We start from the raw sequence: 21,348 nt of genomic DNA, 5'->3' as shown, positions 1-21,348 counted from the left end.
TCACCGAGACCCGTGCGCCTTGGAGGGGGAAGGCGCCGCGTGGCCCCGACGGAGGATTCGGACAACCGTGGACGCGCAAGGCCGTGGGCGGGCGGAGAACATCGACCCCGCAGACCAGTGGGTACTCAATCCGAACACCGGCGAATACGAACTGCGACTGGGTCCTTCCACAGCGCAGTCGCCGGTTCCCGGACCACGTAGACCCTCCTCCCGGGACGGCGGTGACGAAGCCGGCGGCCGTTCCCGGCCGACGCCCGGGGAGAACCGACGGACGACGGAGGAGAACCGGCGGGCGTCCGGGGAGACCCGGCGGACGACCGGGGAGACCCGGCAGGGATCCCGGGCGCGCGGCGCCGAGGTGCCCGCGCCGCGTTCGGCCCGGCGCCGGGGCGGCGAGCCCGAGCCCGCCCAGGGGCGGCGCGCCTCCCGGCGGCCGGCGAAGAAGAAGTCGACGGCGAAGAAGGCGCTGCTGTGGACCGGCGGGACGATGGCGTTCGTGATGGTCGCCGCGGCCGGCGCCGGCTACCTGTACGTCAAGCACCTGAACGACAACATCACGTCCGTCCCCGACGACGGGGCCAGCACCGGCGGCTTCCGCAAGGACGAGGCGATCAACATCCTGCTGATCGGCACGGACAAGCGCACCGGCAAGGGCAACGAGGGCTACGGCGACGCGGGCAGCGTCGGCCACGCCGACACCAACATCCTGCTGCACGTCTCCAAGGACCGCTCCAACGCGACCGCGCTGAGCATCCCGCGTGACCTGATCGTCGACGTCCCGGACTGCCCCACCACGCAGGAGGACGGCAGCCAGAAGGTCATCCCCGGCACGCAGGGCGTCCGCTTCAACACGAGCCTCGGGCAGGACGGCCGCACGCCGAGCTGCACCATGCGCACGGTGACCGAACTGACCGGGATCACACCGGACGACTTCATGGTCGCCGACTTCAACGCCGTCAAGACGCTGACGGAGGCGGTCGACGGCGTCGACGTCTGTCTGGGCAAGGACATCGACGACCCGGACTCGCACCTGAAGCTCTCCGAGGGCACGCACCGGATCTCCGGCGAGCAGGCGCTGGCGTTCGTCCGCACCCGGCACTCCGTCGGCTTCGGCGGCGACCTGAGCCGGATCGGGCTCCAGCAGCAGTTCCTGGGCGCGCTGATGCGCAAGCTGAAGGGCAACGACACCCTCACCAGCCCGACGAAGATGGTGAAGCTGGCGGAGGCGGGCACCAAGGCGCTGACCGTCGACGACAAGCTGGACAGCATCGGCAAGCTGAAGGACCTGGGCCTGGAGCTGGGCAAGCTCGATCCGAAGAACCTGGCCTTCACGACGCTGCCGGTCAAGGACAACCCGGCCGACGGTGTCGTGCACAAGACGGTGATCGTCGACGAGGCCCTGGCGCCGCAGGTCTTCAGCGCCATCCAGAACGACGTCTCCTTCACCGACGTGAAGAAGAAGCAGCAGAAGGAGAAGAAGGACGCCCAGGCCGCCCGGCTGAAGGGCCCCAAGGCGCCCGCCTCCGAGGTGCGGGTGCGCATCCTCAACGGCGGTGCCCAGACCGGCAGCGCCCAGGCGGCGCTCAACTGGCTCCAGAACGACCAGGGCGTCACCAAGTCGGAGAACGCCGGCAACGCCCCCGCGCAGCTGAGCAGGACCACGCTGGAGTACGCGCCCGACCAGGCGGCCCAGGCGCGCCGGCTGGCCGCCCTCATGGGACTGTCCGGGTCGGCGCTGAAGCCTGGCGAGAGCGTGACCAACTCCCAGGGCCTGCCGGCGATGACGCTGACCCTGGGCAAGGACTTCAAGGGGGCGGGGGTCTCCCTGACGGCCCCGGCGAAGGCGCCGGACGTCGACAAGTCCACAGCAGACAAGGTTCAGTGCGCCAAGTAGGTAACCCAACGGGCCCGTCGCGCGTCTAACCCGGCGCGGGACGGGCCCGTTGCCCGGCGCAAGGGTGGGGAGGGCAGGGAATTGGCGCAGAGCGAGGTGCGCGAGGAGGTTCCGGCGGTCGAGGACACTATGTCGCTCACCCCGAAGACCTCCGACGCGCCGGCGGGTCCGGGCCGGCGCGGGAGCAGACGACGACGGCCGGGTGGTGAGAAGACCGACCGGCCGCGCCGCAGACGACGTGCGCTGCGCTGGTCGGCGACCGTGCTGGCGGTGGTGATACTCGGCACGGCGGGCGCCGGATACCTCTACTACCAGCACCTCAACGGCAACATCCAGAAGGGGCGGCGGGCCAACGGCGACGACTCCAAGGCGCAGCGGACCGCGCCCAACGCGGCCGGCCAGACGCCGCTGAACATCCTGCTGATCGGCTCCGACAGCCGGAACTCCAAGGAGAACGTCAAGCTCGGCGGCAGCCGGGACCACGCCGGCGACCCGCCGCTGGCGGACGTGCAAATGCTCATCCACCTCTCGGCGGACCGCAAGAGCGCCTCCATGGTGAGCATCCCCCGGGACACCCGGGTGGACATCCCCGAGTGCAAGGACCCCGCCACCGGCAAGGTCTATCCGCCGACGAACGACATCATCAACGTGACCCTGGCCCGTGGCGGCGCCGGCTGCACGCTGCTCACCTGGGAGAACCTCACCGGGGTCTACATCGACCACTGGATGACGATCGACTTCGCGGGTGTGGTGCGGATGGCCGACGCCATCGGGGGCGTCGACGTCTGCGTGCGGCAGAACGTGTGGGACCGCCCGACGCCGGACGTCTCCGGGGGGTCCGGGCTGAAGTTGAAGGCCGGCACCTGGAAGGTCAAGGGCGAGCAGGCCCTCCAGTGGCTGCGTACGCGGCACGCCTGGGGTGACGACCTGATGCGGGCCCGCGCCCAGCACATGTACCTGAACTCGATGATCCGCACGCTGAAGCAGCAGAACGTGTTCACCGACAGCGGCCGGCTGATGGACCTGGCCGATGCGGCCACCAAGTCGCTGAAGGTGTCGGAGGAGATCGGCTCCGTCAAGAAGCTCTACGACCTGGGCATGCAGATGAAGTCGGTGCCGACGGACCGGATCACCTCGATGACCATGCCCAACCTGAAGGACCCGCAGAACGGCAACCACGTCGTGCCGGACCAGGCCAACGCCGACAAGATGTGGGAGATGATCAAGGACGACGTCCCGTTCGACAAGAACGGCGGCAAGTCCGACGGCGCGAAGAAGGACCCGGACAAGGACAAGCCGGCCAAGACGCCCTCGCTCGACGCGGCCCGGCTCGGGGTGCTGGTGCAGAACGCCACCCGGACCTCGACCGAGGCGGCGGTGCGGCAGCGGGCGTCGGCGATCGGGCAGGTGCTCGTGGCGAAGGGGTACGCCCGGGCGCAGGCCGACGCCTCGGGCAGTCTGGCCGAGGACAAGACGGTCGTGCGGTACCCGAGCGCGGACCTGGAGGGCGACGCGCAGGCCGTGGCCAAGGCGCTGGGCATCCCGATGAACTCGGTGCAGAAGTCCACCGACGTGTCGGGCGTCACGGTCGTCGTCGGCGCCGACTGGCGCGAGGGCACGTCGTACCCGAAGCACGCCGAGCCGAAGGCCGGGGACCTGCCCGACAACTCCGACGCCGTCAACGGCTCGGACACGTCGAAGTGCATGGACGTGTACAGCGTCTACCGCTGGTAGCAGCCCGGTACCGCCCGGCGGACACGGCGAAGGGGCCCCTCCTCGGCGAGGAGGGGCCCCTTCCCGTGGGCCGGGTTCCCGGTGCGTCAGGCCGGGCCGGGTCCGCCAGGCGGCGTCAGGCGGGGTCCAGGACCGCGGGGCGCCGGGAGGCGATGACCTTCCGCGCCAGCGACCTCGGGCTGGTCAGGAAGCCCCAGCCCCACGACATGTGCATGGTGGCGAGGGCCACCGGTATCCGGAGCCGGGCCTTCGGCGGCAGCCCCCGGCCGGCCGGGACGGAGCCCGCGACGATCGCGGCCAGGTAGCCGCCGGGGATCACGAAGCCCCACGGGGTCAGCACCACGCCGGCCACCAGACCCGCCGCCATCGCGCACACCGCCGTCGGCGGGGCGAGGTAGCGCAGGTTGATGGAGCCGGAGTGGTAGCGGGCGACGACGTGCCGCCAGCGGCCGTAGTCCTTGTACTGCCTGGCCAGCGCCCGCACGGACGGCCGCGGCCGGTACGACACCTTCAGCTCGGGCGAGAACCAGATCAGCCCGCCCGCCTCGCGGATGCGGAAGTTCAGCTCCCAGTCCTGGGCGCGGATGAACTCCTCGTTGTAGCCGCCCTGCCGCTCCAGCGCCTCGCGCCGGAACACCCCGAGGTAGACGGTCTCGGCGGGGCCGGCCTGGCCGCCGGTGTGGAAGGCCGCGTTGCCCACGCCTATCTTCGAGGTCATCGCGGCGGCCACCGCGTGCTCCCAGGCGTTCTCGCCCTCGGCGTGCATGATGCCGCCGACGTTCTGCGCGCCGGTCTCCTCCAGGAGGCGGACCGCGGTCGCGATGTAGTCCGGGGAGAGCATGCCGTGGCCGTCGACGCGGACCACGACCGGGTGCCGGGACGCTTTGATCGCCGCGTTCAGCGCCGCGGGCGTGCGGCCGGTCGGGTTCGGGACGGTGTGCACGCGCGGGTCTTCGGCGACCAGCTCGGCGGCGATCTCGTCCGTGCGGTCCGTGGACGGACCGAGGGCGATCACGACCTCCATCTCGCCGGCGTACTCCTGCGCGAGGATCGCTTGGACGGCCCCGCGCAGATGCCGTTCCTCGTTGAGGACGGGCATGATCACGGACACTGCGGGGAGCCGCACGTCGGGCTTGGCGTTCATAGGGGCCTCACGTTACCGCGAACGGGGGACACGGGTGCGCGCCACCGGGTCCGCGACGCGGGCTGGAGATCGTATCGGCCTACTGTGCTCCCGGATCCCACGTACGGCCTCGTCCGGAGGTGTCCCCTTGCACAGCCCGCCCCGGTCCCCGGCGCCCCCACAGCGCCGCCCGCAGCCGCCCCGCCGTGTGCCGCGCCCGCCCGAGCGGTCCGTGCGGTCCGTCCGGCCGCCCCGGCGGCCACGCTGGGCCATGCGGGCGGTCACCACGCTCTCGGTCGTGGTGCTCGCCTCCGCCGGGATCGGCCACGCCGTCGTCAGCAGCCTGGACGCGGGCATCGCCCGGGTCGACGCCTTCAAGGACATGAAGAACCGGCCCCGGGCGGGACACGGCATGAACCTCCTGCTGGTCGGCACAGACGGCCGCGACAAGATCAGCGAGGCGGACCGGCGCGCCTACCGGCTGGGCGGACAGCCCTGCCACTGCACCGACACCATGATGATCGTGCACATCGCGGAGGACCGGGAGCGGGCCACCGTGGTGAGCCTGCCGCGCGACTCCTACGCCGAGGTGCCCGCGCACGTCGACCGCAACTCGGGGCGGCGGCACGGCCCGCACCCGGTCCGGCTCAACGCCGCCTACGCGGAGGGCGGCCCCCAGCTGACCATCCGCACGGTCGAGAACATGACCCACGTGAAGATCGACCACTACCTCGAGGTGGACTTCACCAGCTTCATGAAGACCGTGGACGTGCTCGGCGGGGTCGAGGTCTGCACCCCGGTCCCGCTGAAGGACCGTTACACCGGGCTCGACCTCGCGGCCGGCACGCACACCCTGCGGGGCGGGCAGGCGCTCCAGTACGTGCGCGCCCGGCACCTCGACGGGGCCAGCGACCTGGGCCGGATGAAACGCCAGCAGCGGTTCCTGGCCGCGCTGATCGAGAAGGCGACCTCCTCCGGGGTGCTGCTCAACCCGATGCGGTTCCGGGACGTGACCCGGGCGGTGCTCGGCTCGGTCCGCGCCGACGCGGGCTTCGGCACCGACGAGCTGCTCGACCTCGGTCGGGCGATGCGGGACTTCTCGCCCTCCTCCTCCGAGTTCACCACCGTGCCCATCGGGCAGATGAACTACCCGGTCAAGGGCATCGGCTCGACCCTGAAGTGGGAGCCGGCGCGGGCGGAGAAGCTGTTCGGCGCGGTGCGCGACGACAAGCCGCTCAGCACGGACCGCCCGCGCCCCGCCCCGGGACGGGCCCCGGTCCCGGTCCCGGTGGAGGTGGCCCCGGCCACGATCCGGGTGCAGGTGGCGAACGGCACCGGCACGGTGGGGCTGGGCAAGCGGATGGACGCGGCGCTCGCGGCGACCGGCTTCGCCACCACCCGCCGGCCGGTGACCGCCCCCGTGCACGTGCCGCACACCGTGATCTCCTACGACCCCCGCTGGGACCGCTCCGCCCGCTCGCTGGCCGCGGCCCTGCCCGGCAGCGAGCTGCGCCCGGTGCCGGGTCAGGGGCCGCTGCTGAAGGTGACGGCCGGCGCCGACTTCAAGGAGGTCCGCACGGTGCGCTTCGAGGACCCCGGGCAGCCGGAGCAGAACGTGGTGCGGGGCAACGAGGTGGTGTGCTGAGCGCTCCGCCGGCGCGTCAGTCCTGGAAGCCCTCCGCCGCCCTGCGCTCGCGCAGCTCGCGGATCGCCCGGCGGCGGGCCAGCCGGTGGGTGCGTCGGATCTGGGCCTCCTGGCAGCGGCGGCGGTCGCGGTCGGTCTCGGGGACGACCGGCGGCACCCGGCGCGGCTTGCCGTCGGCGTCCACGGCCGTGAAGACCAGGTAGGCCGAGCCGACCTGGGTGGCCGGGGCGGACTCGTTCCAGCGCTCGGCCAGGACCCGCACGCCGATCTCCATGGAGGTCCGGCCGGTCCAGTTCACCTGGGCCTTCACATGGACCAGGTCACCGACGCGGACCGGTTCGAGGAACGCCATCTCGTCCATGGACGCGGTGACGGCGGGGCCGCCGGAGTGCCGGCCGGCCACCGCGCCTGCGGCGTCGTCGACCAGCTTCATGATCACCCCGCCGTGCACCGTCCCCAGCAGGTTGGTGTCGCTGTGGGTCATGATGTGGCTGAGGGTGGTGCGCGAGGCGGATGTCGGCTTGCCCGGGATCTCCGGGTCCGTGTCCTGTTCCGCTTCCGTGGACTGGTCTGTCATGCCCCCACCCTATGCCGACGGCTCATTCGCTGGATTTGTGTCGGGTTCGCAACAGCGGCGCCCTGATTTTCCGACAGGCCTTGTATGGGACATAGCAGCGCCCTGCACACTGGGGCCCATGAATGACTGGCCCGAGGGATGGTCCGACGACAACCGCGGCCCCCGCTACGGACGCGGCAGCGCCGGCGCACAGCCGGAGAGTGCCCGCGTGATGCGTCAGGTACGGCGCGGCCCGGGAGCGCCCGGACCGCGCCCGGCGTACGGCGACCGCGGCCCGGCGGCGCCGCCGTCCGGGGCCGGGGTGCCGCGGCAGCCGTCGTACGTCGACGGCCGGGGGCACGAGAGCGGTGCCGGCTACGACAGCGGTTACAACACCGGACAGGTCTACGGCGGCCCCGGCGGCCGTGGCCCAGGCGATCCGCCGGGTGCCCCCACCCGGTCGCCGCGCCCGGCGCCGAACTGGCGGCGCCGGATCAAGTGGACGGCGATCACGGTGGCCACCGTGGTGGTCGTCACATCGGTGGCGACCTACTTCTGGGCCGACTCCAAGCTGCGCCGCGAGGTGGACCTGTCCAAGGTCATCGACCGGCCCGAGGGGGGCGACGGCACCAACTACCTGATCGTCGGCTCGGACAGCCGTGAGGGCATGTCCAAGGAGGACGAGAAGAAGCTGCACACCGGCGGTGCCGAGGGCAAGCGCACGGACTCGATGATGATCCTGCACGTCGGCGGCGACAGCGACACGCTGATCTCGCTGCCGCGCGACTCGGACGTGGTCGTCCCGTCGTACGAGGGGTCGACGTCCGGGAAGGTCTACCCGGCGCAGGGCCGGCACGCCAAGCTCAACGCGACCTACGCCGAGGACGGGCCGACGCTGCTGGTCCGCACGATCGAGGCCAACACCGGTCTGCGCATCGACCACTACGTGGAGATCGGCTTCCAGGGCTTCGCCGGCATCGTGGACGCGGTGGGCGGCGTGGAGATCGACATCGACAAGGGCTTCAAGGACAAGTGGTCGGGCGCCGACTTCAAGGCCGGCAAGCAGACCCTGGACGGCCAGCAGGCCCTCGCCTTCGTCCGCACCCGGCACGCGTTCGCCGCGTCCGACCTCCAGCGCACCAAGAACCAGCAGAAGTTCCTGGCCGCCCTCGCCCACCAGGTGGCGACCCCCTCGACGGTCCTGAACCCGTTCCGGTTCTACCCGACCATGGGCGCGGGCCTGGACTCCCTGATCGTCGACAAGGACATGGGCCTGTGGGACCTGGCCTCGATGTTCTGGGCGATGAAGGGCGTCAGCGGCGGTGACGGCACGTCGATGAACATGCCGATCTCCGGCTCCGTCGGCGGCAACCTCGTCTGGGACAAGGCGAAGGTGAAGACCCTGGTGGACGAATTGAACAACGGCCAGAAGGTCACCGTCACCGGCGACTAGGTCAGGCGCGGTCCGGACCGGGGGCACCCGAGCGGGTGCCCCCGGCCGTGTCCGGGAGGCTCGGCTGGGCTCACATGCTGCCGGCGCCCGCCATCGCCCGGCAGGTCTGCGCACAGCGGCGACACGCCTCCGCACAGCGCATCAGCTGCTGGTCGTCCGGCATGGCCATACACGCTTCGGCGCACATGTCGCACACCTTGGCGCAGAGCGCGCACATCTCGCCGGACATGGGCGAGCGGCGCATCATCATGTCCGCGCACATGCGGGTCGTCTCGGAGCAGTCCATCAGCGCGCGCATGATCTGCATCTGCTGCTGGCCGCCCTTCTGCATGCAGGAGGTCATGGTCTCCTCGCACATGCTGTGGCAGCTCATGCAGGCTTCGATGCACTCCTGCATCTGCTGGGTGAGGGCGGGCATCGCCGGCGACTGGGTCATGGCTCCTCCTGGTGGAGGCGGGGGCCCGGGGCGGGCCCGTGTGCTTCCGTCCTACGTCCGCCGCGCCCGCTCCGCATGTCGGCTCCCGGCGTCCCGGTGCGCCGCCGCCCGGGTCACGGGCGCTCCGTTACGACAAGAAGGCGCCCCCCGGGGGGCGCCTTCCGTGCAGCAGTGAACCCGGGCCGTTACGGCAGGTTGCGGGCCATCACGATGCGCTGGACCTGGTTCGTGCCCTCATAAATCTGGGTGATCTTGGCGTCGCGCATCATGCGCTCCACCGGGTAGTCGCGGGTGTAGCCGTAGCCGCCGAGGAGCTGGACGGCGTCGGTGGTGACCTCCATCGCGACGTCCGAGGCGAAGCACTTGGCGGCGGCGCCCAGGTAGGTCAGGTCGGCGTCGCCGCGCTCGGAGGCGGCGGCGGCCTGGTAGGTGAGGGCGCGGGCGGCCGAGATCTTCATCGACATGTCGGCGAGCATGAACTGGATGCCCTGGAAGTCGGCGATCGCCTTGCCGAACTGCTTGCGCTCCTGGACGTAGCCCTTGGCGTAGTCCAGGGCGCCCTGCGCGACACCGAGCGCCTGGGCGGCGATGGTGATGCGGGTGTGGTCCAGGGTCTTCATCGCGGTGGCGAAGCCGGTGCCCTCCTCGCCGATCATGCGGTCGGCGGGGATGCGGACGTTGTCGAAGTAGACCTCGCGGGTCGGGGAGCCCTTGATGCCGAGCTTCTTCTCCGGGGCGCCGAAGGAGACGCCCTCGTCGGACTTCTCCACCACGAACGCGGAGATGCCCTTGGAGCGCTTGGCCGGGTCGGTGACGGCCATCACCGTGTAGTACTCGGAGACGCCCGCGTTGGTGATCCAGCGCTTCACGCCGTTGAGCACCCAGTGGTCGCCGTCGCGGACGGCCCTGGTCTTCATGCCGGCCGCGTCCGAGCCCGCCTCCGGCTCGGAGAGGCAGTAGGAGAACATCGCGTCGCCCTTGGCCAGCGGGCCCAGGTACTTCTTCTTCAACTCCTCGCCGCCGGAGAGGATCACCGGGAGCGAGCCGAGCTTGTTCACCGCGGGGATGAGGGAGGAGGAGACGCAGGCGCGGGCCACCTCCTCGATCACGATGACCGTGGCGAGCGCGTCGGCGCCGGAGCCGCCGTACTCCTCCGGGACGTGCACGGCGTGCAGGTCGCCTGCGACGAGGGCGTCGAGGGCCTCCTGCGGGAAGCGGGCCTCCTCGTCCACCGCCGCGGCGTACGGCGCGATCTTCGCCTCGACCAGTGAGCGGACGGCGTCGCGGAGCATGTCGTGCTCCTCCAACGGGCGGTACAGGTCGAAGTCAGCCGATCCGGCCACGGTCTCTCACGCTCCAAAGACGCAGTGATACTGACGCTAATTACCGTTAAGTAACTCAAATTTTAGAGGGCTGCCCGCAGCACGCCTACGTGAGCTGCACGACAGCTGGGAAATTGCCCGGCGGGCGGCCCGACTATGCTCAGCTCCGCATCACCGACGGACCCGAGCTGGAGCGCACCCATGAGCCTGAAGATCACCGTGATCGGCACCGGCTACCTCGGCGCCACGCACGCCGCGGCCATGGCGGAGCTGGGCTTCGAGGTGCTGGGCCTGGACGTCGTACCGGAGAAGATCGCCCTGCTGGAGCGCGGCGAGACCCCGATGTACGAGCCGGGACTCGAGGAGTTGCTGCGCCGGCACGTGGCCGGGATCGAGGGGTCCACCGGGCGACTGCGGTTCACCACGGACTTCGCCGAGGCCGGTGCCTTCGGCGATGTGCACTTCGTCTGCGTGAACACCCCGCAGAAGCACGGCGAGTACGCCTGTGACATGTCGTACGTCGACTCCGCGATCGCCTCCCTCGCCCCGCACCTGCGCGGCCCCGCCCTGGTCGTGGGCAAGTCCACCGTGCCGGTGGGCTCCGCGGACCGGCTGGCCGCCTACCTCGCCGAGCACGCCCCGGCGGGCGCCGACGCCGAGCTGGCGTGGAACCCGGAGTTCCTGCGCGAGGGCTTCGCCGTCCAGGACACCCTGCGCCCGGACCGGATCGTGGTCGGCGTGCGCGGCGAGCGGGCGGAGAAGCTGCTGCGCGAGGTGTACGCCACCCCCATCAACGCGGGCACGCCGTTCGTCGTCACCGACTTCCCCACCGCCGAGCTGGTGAAGACGGCCGCGAACTCCTTCCTCGCCACCAAGATCTCCTTCATCAACGCGATGGCGGAGGTGTGCGAGACCGCCGGCGGCGACGTGGCCAAGCTGGCGGAGGCCATCGGGCACGACGACCGGATCGGCCGCAAGTTCCTGCGCGCCGGCATCGGCTTCGGCGGCGGCTGCCTGCCCAAGGACATCCGGGCGTTCATGGCCCGCGCGGGCGAGCTGGGCGCCGACCAGGCGCTGACCTTCCTGCGCGAGATCGACTCCATCAACATGCGCCGGCGCGGCCAGATGGTCGAGATGACCCGGGAGGCGCTCGGCGGCGGCTCCTTCCTCGGCAAGCGGGTCGCGGTGCTCGGCGCGACGTTCAAGCCGGACTCGGACGACGTCCGGGACTCCCCCGCGCTGAACGTGGCCGGTCAGATCCACCTCCAGGGCGGCCAGGTGACCGTGTACGACCCGAAGGGCATGGACAACGCCCGCAAGGTCTTCCCGACCCTCGGCTACGCCGGTACCGCGCAGGAGGCCGCCCGGGGCGCCGACGTCGTCCTGCACCTGACCGAGTGGCCGGAGTTCGGCGAGCTGGACCCGGTGGCGCTGGGCGAGGTCGCGGCGGCCCGGGTGCTCCTGGACGGGCGCAACACGCTCGACCCGGAGCTGTGGCGGCGGGCCGGCTGGACGTACCGGGCGATGGGCCGGCCCACCGCCTAGCCGCGCGCGTGACGACGCCGGTTCGGCCGAGGCTCAGTCGGCCGAACCGGCGTCTGTCCGCATTCTGCACCATCGCCACCACCGCGGCCGTGCCTCACGGCCCCTTCGCCCGGTAGCGCCGCATCTTCGCGCGCGCCCCGCACACCCGCATCGAGCACCAGCGCCCCCGGCCGGCGGGGCTGCGGTCGTAGTACGCCCAGTGGCAGGTGTCCGCCTCGCACGCCTTGAGCCTGGTCCAGGTGCCGGCGACGAGCGCCCCGGCGACCGCGGCGGCGACCCGGGCGACCAGGGGGCCCGCGTCGGCGGGGGCGAGCCGGGCCGAGCCGTCGCGGTCGTCGACGGCGACGCGCAGCGGGGCCCGGGCGAGCAGGGTGCCGAGCGGGGTCACCGCGCGGTGCGGCGGATGACCGGCGTGGGCGAGCAGCGCGGCGCGCAGCGACTCGCGCAGTTCCCGGGCCTCGGCGAGGCCGTCCTCGGTGATCCCGAGGTGTCCGCGGCCCTCGGGCGTGTCGAGCGCGTCGGTGCCCGCCTCGATGTCCAGTGTGTTCACCAGCGACTCGACCAGGGCCAGGTCGCCCGGAGCGGCGGATCTCTCGCTCATGCTTGCGACGTTACCCCTTCTGCGGGAGCATCGGGTCACCCGTTACCGGTTACCCGCTCTTACGGGTAACCCGAGGAGGTGCTCGATGGCTCTCGCCAAGCTCGACGTCGTGGTCCTGGACTGTCCCGACCCGCATGCGCTGGCCGGTTTCTACGCCGCCGTGCTGGGCGGCGCCGTGGAGGGCGAAGGGGAGTGGGTGGACCTGAAGCTGCCCGGCGGGCCCTCGCTGGCCTTCCAGCGGGCGCCCGGGTTCGTGCCGCCCCGGTGGCCCGCGGCGGACGGCTCCCAGCAATTCCACCTGGACCTGGCCGTGCCGGACCTGGACGTGGCCGAGAAGGGGGTGCTGGAGCTGGGCGCGCGCCCGCTGGACGCGGAGGACCGCTCGCGGACGTTCCGTGTGTACGCCGACCCCGCCGGGCACCCGTTCTGCCTCTGCGCCTGCTGAGGCGGGCGCGCCGAAGGACCGACAGGAGGACACCATGGCGTCCGTGGCCCGTATCCGTTCCGTCGTGCTGGACTGCCCCGACCCGCACGCGCTGGCCGCCTTCTACGCGGCGGTGGCCGGGGGCACCCCGCGGGCCGAGGACGACGACTGGGTCGTGCTGGAGGTGCCGGACGGTCCCCGGCTGGCCTTCCAGCGGGCCGAGGGGTACACCGCGCCGCGGTGGCCGCGCGCGGACCGCGACGGGCAGCAGTTCCACCTGGACTTCGAAGCGGGCCCGGCCTGGGCGGACGTCGACGCGGCGCACGAACGGGTGCTCGCGCTCGGGGCCCGCCCGCTGGACCTGGAGGACCGCGGGAAGAAGGACTTCCAGGTGTACGCCGACCCGGCCGGGCACCCGTTCTGCCTGTGCCGGATCGAGCGGGCCTGAGCCCTCGGAGGGCGTCCGGGCCGGTGGTCCGGGCCACGGCGGGCCGGGGCCGGCGGGGCGGACGGGACGCGGCGGCCCGGTCCGTCCCCGCGCGGTCGGCCGCGGTCAGCCGTCCAGGGACTCGATGGTCGCGTGGGACGGGCCGCGCACGGCCTGGAGGTCACGGGCCACGTCCTCGGCCGCGCCCAGTACCCGTACCGCGTTCTGCCAGGTCAGCTTGGCCAGGTCGGTCCGGGACCAGCCGCGGTCCAGCAGTTCGGCGACCAGGTTGGGATAAGTGGAGACGTCGTCCAGGCCGTCCGGGGTGAACGCGGTGCCGTCGTAGTCGCCGCCGATGCCCAGGTGGTCGATGCCGGCCACCTCGCGCATGTGGTCGAGGTGGTCCGCCACCGTGGCGACCGTGGCGACCGGCCGGGGGGTGCGCTGCTCGAAGGCGCGGTGCAGCTTCATCGCCTCGGGGCTGGTGTCGAGGTGGTGCAGGCCGTGGGCGCGCAGGTTCTCGTCGGCCGCGGCGGTCCAGTCGACCGCCGCCTGGAGGACGAACTTGGGCACGAACGTCACCATCGCCACGCCGCCGTTGGCGGGCAGCCGCTCCAGGACGTCGTCGGGGATGTTGCGCGGGTGGTCGCACACCGCGCGGGCGGAGGAGTGCGAGAAGATCACCGGCGCGGCGCTGGTGTCCAGCGCGTCCCGCATGGTCGTGGCGGCGACGTGGGAGAGGTCGACCAGCATGCCGAGCCGGTTCATCTCGTGGACGACCTCGCGGCCGAAGGCGGACAGACCGCCCACGTTCGGCTCGTCGGTCGCGGAGTCCGCCCAGTCCACGTTGTCGTTGTGGGTGAGCGTCATGTACCGCACGCCGAGCGCGTACAGGCCGCGCAGGGTGCCCAGGGAGTTGGCGATGGAGTGACCGCCCTCGGCGCCCATGAGGGAGGCGATGCGGCCCTCGGCGCGTGCCGAATCCAGGTCGGCGGCGGTCAGCGCGGGGGCCAGGTCCGCCGGGTAGCGGGCCAGCAGTTCCCGGACGCAGTCGATCTGCTCCAGCGTGGCGGCCACCGGCTCGGGCTGGTCGGAGGGGACGTACACCGACCAGTACTGGGCGCCGACCCCGCCCCGGCGCAGCCGCGGCAGGTCGGTGTGCAGCCGGTCGGGGTGGTCCCCGGCGATGTCCAGGGCGTCGAGGTCGTAGTGGACCTGCTCGCGCAGCGCCCACGGCAGGTCGTTGTGGCCGTCGACGACCGGGAACTCGCGCAGCAGCTCGCGGGCCGCCTCCAGCTCGCTCATGCCGGTCACTTCCCGAAGCCGAAGCCGCCGGCGCCCTCGACCTTGGCGCGCAGCCGCTTGCCCTTCTCGGTGGCCTGGTCGCCCAGGTCCTGCTGGAAGTCGCGCATCCGGTGCAGCAGTTCCTCGTCGTGCGTGGCGAGGATGCGGGCGGCGAGCAGACCGGCGTTGCGGGCACCGGCGACGGAGACCGTGGCGACCGGGACACCGGCCGGCATCTGCACGATGGACAGCAGGGAGTCCATGCCGTCGAGGTACTTCAGCGGCACGGGGACGCCGATGACCGGCAGCGGCGTGACCGACGCGAGCATGCCGGGCAGGTGGGCGGCGCCGCCCGCGCCCGCGATGATCACCTTCAGACCGCGGTCGGCGGCCTGCTCGCCGTACGTGATCATCTCGCGGGGCATGCGGTGCGCGGAGACGACGTCGACCTCGTAGGCGATCTCGAACTCGTCCAGGGCCTTGGCGGCGGCCTCCATGACGGGCCAGTCGGAGTCCGACCCCATGACGATGCCAACAGCGGGGCTCATTCGGTGATCGTGCCTCTCAGGTAGCCGGCTGCGTGACGGGCGCGCTCCAGCACGTCGTCCAGGTCGTCGCCGTAGGTGTTGACGTGTCCGACCTTGCGGCCGGGCTTCACGTCCTTGCCGTACATGTGGATCTTGAGCTGGGGGTCGCGGGCCATGCAGTGCAGGTACGCGGAGTACATGTCCGGGTAGTCGCCGCCCAGGACGTTGACCATCACGGTCCACTTGGCGCGCGGGCGCGGGTCGCCCAGCGGCAGGTCCAGGACCGCGCGGACGTGGTTGGCGAACTGGGAGGTGATCGCGCCGTCCATCGACCAGTGGCCGGAGTTGTGCGGGCGCATCGCCAGCTCGTTGACGAGGACGCGGCCGTCGCGGGTCTGGAACAGCTCGACGGCGAGGTGGCCGACGACGCCCAGCTCCTTGGCGATGGTCAGGGCCAGCTGCTCGGCGTGCAGGGCCAGGTCCTCGTCCAGCTCGGGCGCGGGGGCTATCACGGTGTCGCAGACGCCGTTGACCTGCTGGGACTCGACCACCGGGTAGGCGACGGCCTGGCCGTGCGGGGAGCGGACGACGTTGGCGGCCAGCTCGCGGACGTAGTCGACCTTCTCCTCGGCGAGGACCGGGACGCCCGCGCGGAACGGCTCGGCGGCCTCCTCCGCGGTCTCGACGACCCACACGCCCTTGCCGTCGTAGCCGCCGCGGACGGTCTTCAGGACGACCGGGAAGCCGTCCCCCTCGGCCGCGAACCGGACCACGTCCTGTGGATCGGCGACGATCCGGTGCCGCGGGCACGGGATGCCGATCGCGTCGAGCCGCGCGCGCATCACGCCCTTGTCCTGGGCGTGCACCAGTGCGTCGGGCCCCGGGCGCACGGGGATGCCGTCCGCCTCCAGGGCCCTGAGGTGCTCGGTGGGTACGTGTTCGTGATCGAAGGTGATCACATCGCACCCGCGCGCGAACTCGCGCAGCGTGTCCAGGTCGCGGTAGTCGCCGATGACGACATCGCTGACGACCTGCGCCGCGGAATCCTGAGGAGTGTCACTGAGGAGCTTGAACCTGATGCCCAACGGGATGCCCGCTTCGTGCGTCATACGCGCGAGCTGCCCCCCGCCGACCATGCCGACTACCGGGAACGTCACACCCCTAGCGTATCGGCCACGCCGGGGCGGCCCGGCCGCGTCCCCCTCACGATCTCTTGACCCGCGGCTTCCCCGCCCCTTTCCCGCCGCTTCCCGGTCCGTTTCCGTGGTGTGGCCCGCCGCACAGGCACCGGCGGCCCGGCGCGGCTAGCATGGCGGGGTTGACGAAACCTGACGACGGGAGCTGCACAGCCATGGAACCTCGTTCCTCGGGGGTGCAACGGCTCGTACGCGAGATGGTGAAGTTCGGTGCCGTCGGCGGGGCCGGCGTCCTGGTCAACCTCGGCGTGTTCAACCTGGTCCGGCACGTCTCCGGACTGCCGGTGGTGCGCGCCAGCGTCATCGCCACGGTGGTGGCCATCGCCTTCAACTACGTGGGCTTCCGGTACTGGACCTACCGGGACCGCGACAAGGGCGGACGCACCAAGGAACTGACCCTGTTCCTGCTGTTCAGCGCGATCGGCCTGGTGATCGAGAACGGCGTGCTGTACCTGGCGACCTACGGCTTCGGCTGGGACAGCCCGCTCCAGAGCAACGTCTTCAAGTTCGTCGGCATCGGCGTCGCGACCCTGTTCCGTTTCTGGTCGTACCGCTCCTGGGTGTTCCGGGCGCTGCCGGACCGGGAGGCGGAGACGATCCTGGTGGCCGAGGCGACGCCGCGGCACGAGCCGGAGACGAAGTCCCAGCGGGTGCCGTAGCCACACGGCGCCACGTCCGGCGGGGCGGGGCGACGCGTTACGGCGGGCCGGCGGAAGCCACGCGGTACGCCGGGCCGGCGGGGCGTCAGCGCACCGTCGGCCGCTCCTCCTCCGCCTTGCGCGCCGGGGGCGTGCGGGACAGGAACAGGCCGAAGACCGGGGGCTGCGCCTGGAGCAGCTCCAGCCGGCCGCCGTCGGCCTCCGCGAGGTCCCGGGCGACGGCCAGACCGATGCCCGTGGAGTTCCGTCCGCTGATCGTGCGCTCGAAGATCCGCGCGCCGAGGTCGGCCGGCACGCCCGGCCCCTCGTCGGTCACCTCGATCACGGCCTGGTTGCCGGTGACCCGGGTGCGCAGCGCGACGGTGCCGCCGCCGTGCATCAGCGAGTTCTCGATCAGCGCGGCCAGCACCTGGGCGACCGCGCCGGGCGTGCCCACCGCCGTCAGATGGCGCTTGCCGGAGCTGACCACGGCCCGGCCGGCGCTGCGGTAGGCGGGCCGCCACTCGGCGAGCTGCTGCTGGATGACCTCGTCGAGGTCGAAGGAGACCGCGGAGCCGGTGCGCGGGTCGCGGGAGTTGGTCAGCAGCCGCTCCACCACGTCGGTCAGCCGTTCCACCTGCGTCAGCGCGATGGTCGCCTCCTCCTTCACCGTGTCCGGTTCGTCGGTGAGGGTGATCTCCTCCAGCCGCATGGACAGGGCGGTGAGCGGGGTGCGCAGCTGGTGCGAGGCGTCGGCCGCGAGGCGCCGCTCGGCCGTCAGCATCCGCCCGATCCGCTCGGCGGAGGAGTCCAGCACATCGGCGACCCGGTCCAGCTCGGGCACGCCGTACCGCTTGTGCCGCGGGCGCGGGTCGCCGGAGCCGAGCCGCTCGGCGGTCTCGGCGAGGTCGGTCAGCGGGGAGGCGAGCCGGTTGGCCTGGCGCACGGCGAGCAGGACGGCCGCGACCACGGCGAGCAGCGCGACCAGGCCGATGATCAGCAGGGTGCGTCCGACCTCGCGGGTCACCGCGGAGCGGGGCTCCTGCACGGTGACCGTCTCGCCCTCCTCGCCGTGCTGCGTGGAGTGGATCGTGTCGCCCTCGGGCTTGGTGCCGATCTCGATGGGCGGCCTGCCGGGCATCGAGATGACCGCGTACTGGTCCTTGCTGACCGGGTTGCGCAGCACGTCCGCGTTGACGTTCTCCGCGGCGAGGATGCGGCTGTCCACGATGCTGGCCAGCCGCACCGCCTCCGACTCGACCCGCTCCTGGGCGCTGTTGCTGATCGTCCGCGACTCCACGATCACGAGGGAGACGCCGAAGACGGCGATCACCACCAGCACGACGGCGAGGGTGGACTGGATGAGACGTCGACGCATGGTCCGTTACCTGTGGTGATCGCCGGGGTCCGGGCTCAGCTCTTCTCGAACCGGAAGCCCACGCCGCGCACGGTGGCGATGTACCGGGGGTTCGCCGCGTCGTCGCCGAGCTTCTTGCGCAGCCAGGAGATGTGCATGTCGAGGGTCTTGGTCGACGACCACCACGTGGTGTCCCAGACCTCGCGCATCAGCTGGTCGCGGGTGACCACCCGGCCCGCGTCCCGCACCAGCACCCGCAGCAGGTCGAACTCCTTGGCGGTCAGCTGGAGCTCCTCGTCGCCCATCCACGCGCGGTGCGACTCGACGTCGATCCGCACCCCGTGCGTGGCCGGCGGCTGCTGCGGCTCGGCGGCACCGCGCCGGAGCAGCGCCCGCACCCGGGCGAGCAGTTCGGCGAGCCGGAAGGGCTTGGTGACGTAGTCGTCGGCGCCCGCGTCCAGGCCGACGACGGTGTCCACCTCGTCGGCCCGCGCGGTCAGGATGAGGATCGGCACGGTGTGGCCGTCGGCACGCAGCCGGCGGGCGACCTCCAGGCCGTCCATGCCCGGCAGGCCGAGGTCCAGCACGACCAGGTCGACACCGCCCTGCATTCCGGCGTCGAGCGCGGCGGGTCCGTCCTCGCGCACCTCGACCTCGTAACCTTCGCGGCGCAGGGCGCGGGCCAGCGGCTCCGAGATGGACGCGTCGTCCTCGGCGAGCAGTACACGGGTCATGAGGTGATGGTAGACCGCCCGTGCGCGGTGCCGGGGTGTGATCGGTTGCAGGGATTCTTACCTTGCGCCCCCGCTGGTCCGAACCATCGACCTGTGGATGCGATCGTAGAAGAGACCTTCGAAACCGGTCCCGCGGTTCCCGCGACACCTGTGATCCGCGTCTCAAGACCTTCCATATCCGGCGGTGTCCTGCCGTATGGTGATCTGAACGCCTGTAGTACACCGGGGACCTTTGGCGGGCAGTGGACGCTGAAGGTCTCTTTTGTGTACGGGCTGACCAAGATCAGCCCGAAAAGGAATGACCTCTGGCCGGGCTCCGGACGCAGCGACGCGTCGTGGGGCGTGGATCCCGGTGGTCGCCGTCCGCCGCTCCGCGATCCGGCAGCGGGCTCCCCCCGGGCGTGGGGGTGGACGACCGATCCGCCGGTGCCGGCCGCACCCCACCGGGCGCGCAACGCTCCAGCCGCGCGTCCAGACAGCAAGGAACGACCATGGCGTCCAGCCTGACGAAGGACTCGGTCCGCCGGGGCACCCCCGGTTCCGAGAAGACCTTCTTCGGCCACCCCCGCGGACTGGCCACTCTCTTCATGACCGAGATGTGGGAGCGTTTCTCCTACTACGGCATGAGGGCCCTGCTCCCGCTGTATCTGGTGGCCCCGGGTGGCCTGCACCTCAGTGCGGGCACGGCGAGCGCGATCTACGCGGTGTACCTGTCGCTCGTCTACCTGCTCGCCCTGCCCGGCGGCTGGTTCGCCGACCGTCTGCTCGGTCCCCGCAAGACGGTCGCCGTCGCGGGCGGCGTCATCATGCTGGGCCACCTGTGCCTGGCGCTGCCCACCGCCGCGAGCTTCTACGTCGGTCTGATCCTCGTCGCCATCGGTTCGGGTCTGCTCAAGGCCAACATCTCCACGATGGTCGGCCACCTCTACGACGGCCCGGAGGACCCGCGCCGGGACGGTGGCTTCACGCTCTTCTACATCGGCATCAACCTCGGCGCCTTCGTCGCCCCGCTGGTCATCGGCACCATCGGTGAGAACGTCAACTGGCACCTGGGCTTCGCGCTGGCCGCGGTCGGCATGGCGCTGGGTCTGGCCCAGTACCTGCTGGGCGGCCGCCACCTGAACCCGAAGAGCAGCCGGGTCCCGACCCCGCTGTCGGCCGCGGAGAAGTCCGCCACGCTGCGCAAGGGCCTGATCTGGCTGGCCGTCGCCGCGGTCTTCTACGGCATCGTGGGCGGCACCGGTCACTTCACCCTGAACTGGGCGCTGATCCCGCTCACCCTCATCGGCCTGATCGTGCCGATCGTGGTCATCGCCCGGATCCACCGGGACAAGGACCTGGAGCCGGCCGAGCGCTCGAAGGTGTCGGCGTACATCTGGTTCTTCGTCGCCGCCGCCGTCTTCTGGATGATCTACGACCAGGGCGGCTCGACCCTGTCGCTGTTCGCCGAGAAGAACGCCAAGAACTCGGTCCTCGGCTGGGAGTTCCCGGTCTCCTGGTACCAGTCGGTCAACCCGGTCATGATCATGGCGCTGGCCCCGGTCTTCGCCTGGCTGTGGCTGTGGCTGAACCGGCGCGGCAAGGAGCCGAGCACCATCGTGAAGTTCGCCTCCGGCCTGGTGCTGGTGGGTGCGTCCTTCTTCGTCTTCCTCGCCCCCCTGTCGATCGCCGAGGGCGGTCACAAGGCCGCCGCGCTGTGGCTGGTCGCGATCTACTTCGTGCAGACCGTCGGTGAGCTGACGCTGTCGCCGGTGGGTCTGTCGGTGACGACCAAGATGGCGCCGAAGAAGTACGCCTCCCAGATGATGGGCGTCTGGTTCCTCGCGGTGACCGCGGGTGACTCCGTCACCGCCCTGCTGTCGAACCCGGCCGTCGGCGGCGTCAACCTCGACAAGATGGGCTTCGTCGCCCTGGAGGGCGTGCTCGCCGTGGTCGCGGGTGTCGCGGTGTGGATGTACCGCAACAAGGTCAAGAAGCTGATGGGCAACGTCAACTAGCCCGTCCCGGCCCTCCGTCGTTGCGCGTCGGCCTCCGGCCGGGGCGTGTGGGGTGGCCCCCGGCCGGATCGTGTGGGGTTGGCCTCCGGCCGGATCGGTTGCGCGGGACCCCGGCCGGGGCGTGTGGGCCGGCTCCGGCCGGATCGTGTGCGTTGGCCCCCGGCCGGTCAGCGGGACCTGCGCCGTGGCATGTACGTGAACACGGCCGCGCCCAGCAGGATCGCCGTGCCCGCCACCAGGCCCAGGGCCTTCAGCGCGCCGTGGTCGCCGGCGCCGGTCTCGGCGAGGCCGCCGTCGTCGCCGCTCGCGGCCGAGCCCGCGGAGCCGCCCGACGCCGCGGAGCCGCCGGACACCGACGTGCCCCCGGCCGCACCGCCGGGCTGCCCGGTGGTGTCCACGGTAGGGTCGGTCCACCCCATCCGTTCCTGACGGCATATCAGATTCGGGCGTCAAGG

General features: G+C 71.6%; 20 protein-coding genes. 9 read left to right on the top strand and 11 right to left on the bottom strand.

Annotation, left to right across the window (positions count from 1 at the left end; translation table 11 throughout):
- Positions 1-67 precede the first annotated feature (67 nt).
- Together IF37_RS0111360 and IF37_RS0111355 are read left to right on the top strand one after the other, a co-directional pair.
- A complete protein-coding gene (locus IF37_RS0111360; RefSeq protein WP_030740059.1) occupies positions 68-1,894 on the top strand; it encodes an LCP family protein in 1,827 nt (608 codons plus the stop codon).
- Between the two features lie 81 nt (positions 1,895-1,975).
- Entirely contained in the window at positions 1,976-3,628 is a 1,653-nt protein-coding gene (locus IF37_RS0111355; RefSeq protein ID WP_253915729.1) for an LCP family protein, read from the top strand.
- A gap of 115 nt (positions 3,629-3,743) precedes the next feature.
- On the opposite strand, the gene IF37_RS0111350 is transcribed toward IF37_RS0111355, so the two are convergent.
- Complete coding sequence (locus tag IF37_RS0111350) at positions 3,744-4,772, bottom strand: glycosyltransferase family 2 protein (protein ID WP_030740054.1); 1,029 nt, start codon at positions 4,770-4,772, stop codon at positions 3,744-3,746.
- Between the two features lie 250 nt (positions 4,773-5,022).
- On the opposite strand from IF37_RS0111350, the gene IF37_RS0111345 reads away from it, so the two are divergent.
- Complete coding sequence (locus IF37_RS0111345) at positions 5,023-6,396, top strand: LCP family protein (RefSeq protein ID WP_030740051.1); 1,374 nt, start codon at positions 5,023-5,025, stop codon at positions 6,394-6,396.
- Positions 6,397-6,412: 16 nt separating this feature from the next.
- Here the strand turns inward: IF37_RS0111345 and IF37_RS0111340 are convergent, their stop codons facing one another.
- On the bottom strand, positions 6,413-6,973 hold the full coding sequence (locus IF37_RS0111340; RefSeq protein ID WP_030740048.1) for an acyl-CoA thioesterase: 561 nt from the start codon (positions 6,971-6,973) through the stop codon (positions 6,413-6,415).
- Positions 6,974-7,091: 118 nt separating this feature from the next.
- Here IF37_RS0111340 and IF37_RS0111335 point away from each other — a divergent pair, with 118 nt between their 5' ends.
- Positions 7,092-8,405 (top strand): LCP family protein, encoded by a 1,314-nt coding sequence (locus IF37_RS0111335; RefSeq protein ID WP_030740018.1) that lies wholly within the window; start codon positions 7,092-7,094, stop codon positions 8,403-8,405.
- Between the two features lie 70 nt (positions 8,406-8,475).
- On the opposite strand, the gene IF37_RS0111330 is transcribed toward IF37_RS0111335, so the two are convergent.
- Both IF37_RS0111330 and IF37_RS0111325 read right to left on the bottom strand, forming a co-directional pair.
- Positions 8,476-8,841 carry a four-helix bundle copper-binding protein gene (locus IF37_RS0111330; protein WP_030740014.1) on the bottom strand — a complete coding sequence of 122 codons (366 nt, stop codon included), beginning with the start codon at positions 8,839-8,841 and terminating at the stop codon, positions 8,476-8,478.
- A gap of 185 nt (positions 8,842-9,026) precedes the next feature.
- Positions 9,027-10,184: an acyl-CoA dehydrogenase family protein gene (locus IF37_RS0111325; RefSeq protein WP_030740011.1), complete on the bottom strand. Its 1,158-nt coding sequence runs from the start codon at positions 10,182-10,184 to the stop codon at positions 9,027-9,029.
- 180 nt (positions 10,185-10,364) lie between these two features.
- On the opposite strand from IF37_RS0111325, the gene IF37_RS0111320 reads away from it, so the two are divergent.
- On the top strand, positions 10,365-11,708 hold the full coding sequence (locus IF37_RS0111320; protein WP_030740008.1) for a UDP-glucose/GDP-mannose dehydrogenase family protein: 1,344 nt from the start codon (positions 10,365-10,367) through the stop codon (positions 11,706-11,708).
- A 94-nt stretch (positions 11,709-11,802) separates the two neighbouring features.
- Here the strand turns inward: IF37_RS0111320 and IF37_RS0111315 are convergent, their stop codons facing one another.
- Positions 11,803-12,309 carry a CGNR zinc finger domain-containing protein gene (locus tag IF37_RS0111315; RefSeq protein ID WP_030740005.1) on the bottom strand — a complete coding sequence of 169 codons (507 nt, stop codon included), beginning with the start codon at positions 12,307-12,309 and terminating at the stop codon, positions 11,803-11,805.
- Between the two features lie 85 nt (positions 12,310-12,394).
- Here IF37_RS0111315 and IF37_RS0111310 point away from each other — a divergent pair, with 85 nt between their 5' ends.
- Both IF37_RS0111310 and IF37_RS0111305 read left to right on the top strand, forming a co-directional pair.
- Positions 12,395-12,754: a VOC family protein gene (locus tag IF37_RS0111310; protein ID WP_030740002.1), complete on the top strand. Its 360-nt coding sequence runs from the start codon at positions 12,395-12,397 to the stop codon at positions 12,752-12,754.
- A 34-nt stretch (positions 12,755-12,788) separates the two neighbouring features.
- A complete protein-coding gene (locus IF37_RS0111305; RefSeq protein WP_030739999.1) occupies positions 12,789-13,181 on the top strand; it encodes a VOC family protein in 393 nt (130 codons plus the stop codon).
- 105 nt (positions 13,182-13,286) lie between these two features.
- Here IF37_RS0111305 and IF37_RS0111300 read toward each other — a convergent pair whose 3' ends face one another.
- The 3 genes from IF37_RS0111300 to IF37_RS0111290 are packed head-to-tail and all read right to left on the bottom strand — an operon-like array spanning position 13,287 to position 16,128.
- Entirely contained in the window at positions 13,287-14,465 is a 1,179-nt protein-coding gene (locus IF37_RS0111300; protein ID WP_030739996.1) for a dipeptidase, read from the bottom strand.
- A 5-nt stretch (positions 14,466-14,470) separates the two neighbouring features.
- Positions 14,471-14,992, bottom strand: a complete 522-nt coding sequence (gene purE / locus IF37_RS0111295; RefSeq protein ID WP_079165667.1) for a 5-(carboxyamino)imidazole ribonucleotide mutase — start codon at positions 14,990-14,992, stop codon at positions 14,471-14,473.
- Positions 14,989-16,128: a 5-(carboxyamino)imidazole ribonucleotide synthase gene (locus IF37_RS0111290; RefSeq protein WP_030739980.1), complete on the bottom strand. Its 1,140-nt coding sequence runs from the start codon at positions 16,126-16,128 to the stop codon at positions 14,989-14,991. The genes purE and IF37_RS0111290 overlap by 4 nt, the downstream gene beginning before the upstream one ends.
- 194 nt (positions 16,129-16,322) lie before the next feature.
- Here IF37_RS0111290 and IF37_RS0111285 point away from each other — a divergent pair, with 194 nt between their 5' ends.
- Complete coding sequence (locus IF37_RS0111285) at positions 16,323-16,826, top strand: GtrA family protein (protein ID WP_030739977.1); 504 nt, start codon at positions 16,323-16,325, stop codon at positions 16,824-16,826.
- 85 nt (positions 16,827-16,911) lie between these two features.
- On the opposite strand, the gene IF37_RS0111280 is transcribed toward IF37_RS0111285, so the two are convergent.
- Positions 16,912-18,183, bottom strand: a complete 1,272-nt coding sequence (locus IF37_RS0111280; RefSeq protein WP_030739974.1) for an ATP-binding protein — start codon at positions 18,181-18,183, stop codon at positions 16,912-16,914.
- A 35-nt stretch (positions 18,184-18,218) separates the two neighbouring features.
- Positions 18,219-18,896, bottom strand: a complete 678-nt coding sequence (locus tag IF37_RS0111275) for a response regulator transcription factor (protein WP_030653180.1) — start codon at positions 18,894-18,896, stop codon at positions 18,219-18,221.
- 491 nt (positions 18,897-19,387) lie between these two features.
- Between IF37_RS0111275 and IF37_RS0111270 the strand changes: the two genes are divergently transcribed.
- Positions 19,388-20,893 carry a peptide MFS transporter gene (locus IF37_RS0111270; protein WP_030739971.1) on the top strand — a complete coding sequence of 502 codons (1,506 nt, stop codon included), beginning with the start codon at positions 19,388-19,390 and terminating at the stop codon, positions 20,891-20,893.
- A gap of 167 nt (positions 20,894-21,060) precedes the next feature.
- Here the strand turns inward: IF37_RS0111270 and IF37_RS0111265 are convergent, their stop codons facing one another.
- Positions 21,061-21,291, bottom strand: a complete 231-nt coding sequence (locus IF37_RS0111265) for a hypothetical protein (RefSeq protein WP_301540319.1) — start codon at positions 21,289-21,291, stop codon at positions 21,061-21,063.
- Positions 21,292-21,348: the final 57 nt, after the last annotated feature.

It is taken from the genome of Streptomyces sp. NRRL S-31 (genome assembly GCF_000718775.1).
Taxonomy (GTDB): domain Bacteria; phylum Actinomycetota; class Actinomycetes; order Streptomycetales; family Streptomycetaceae; genus Streptomyces.
This window is presented reverse-complemented; position numbering and strand designations above follow the sequence as displayed.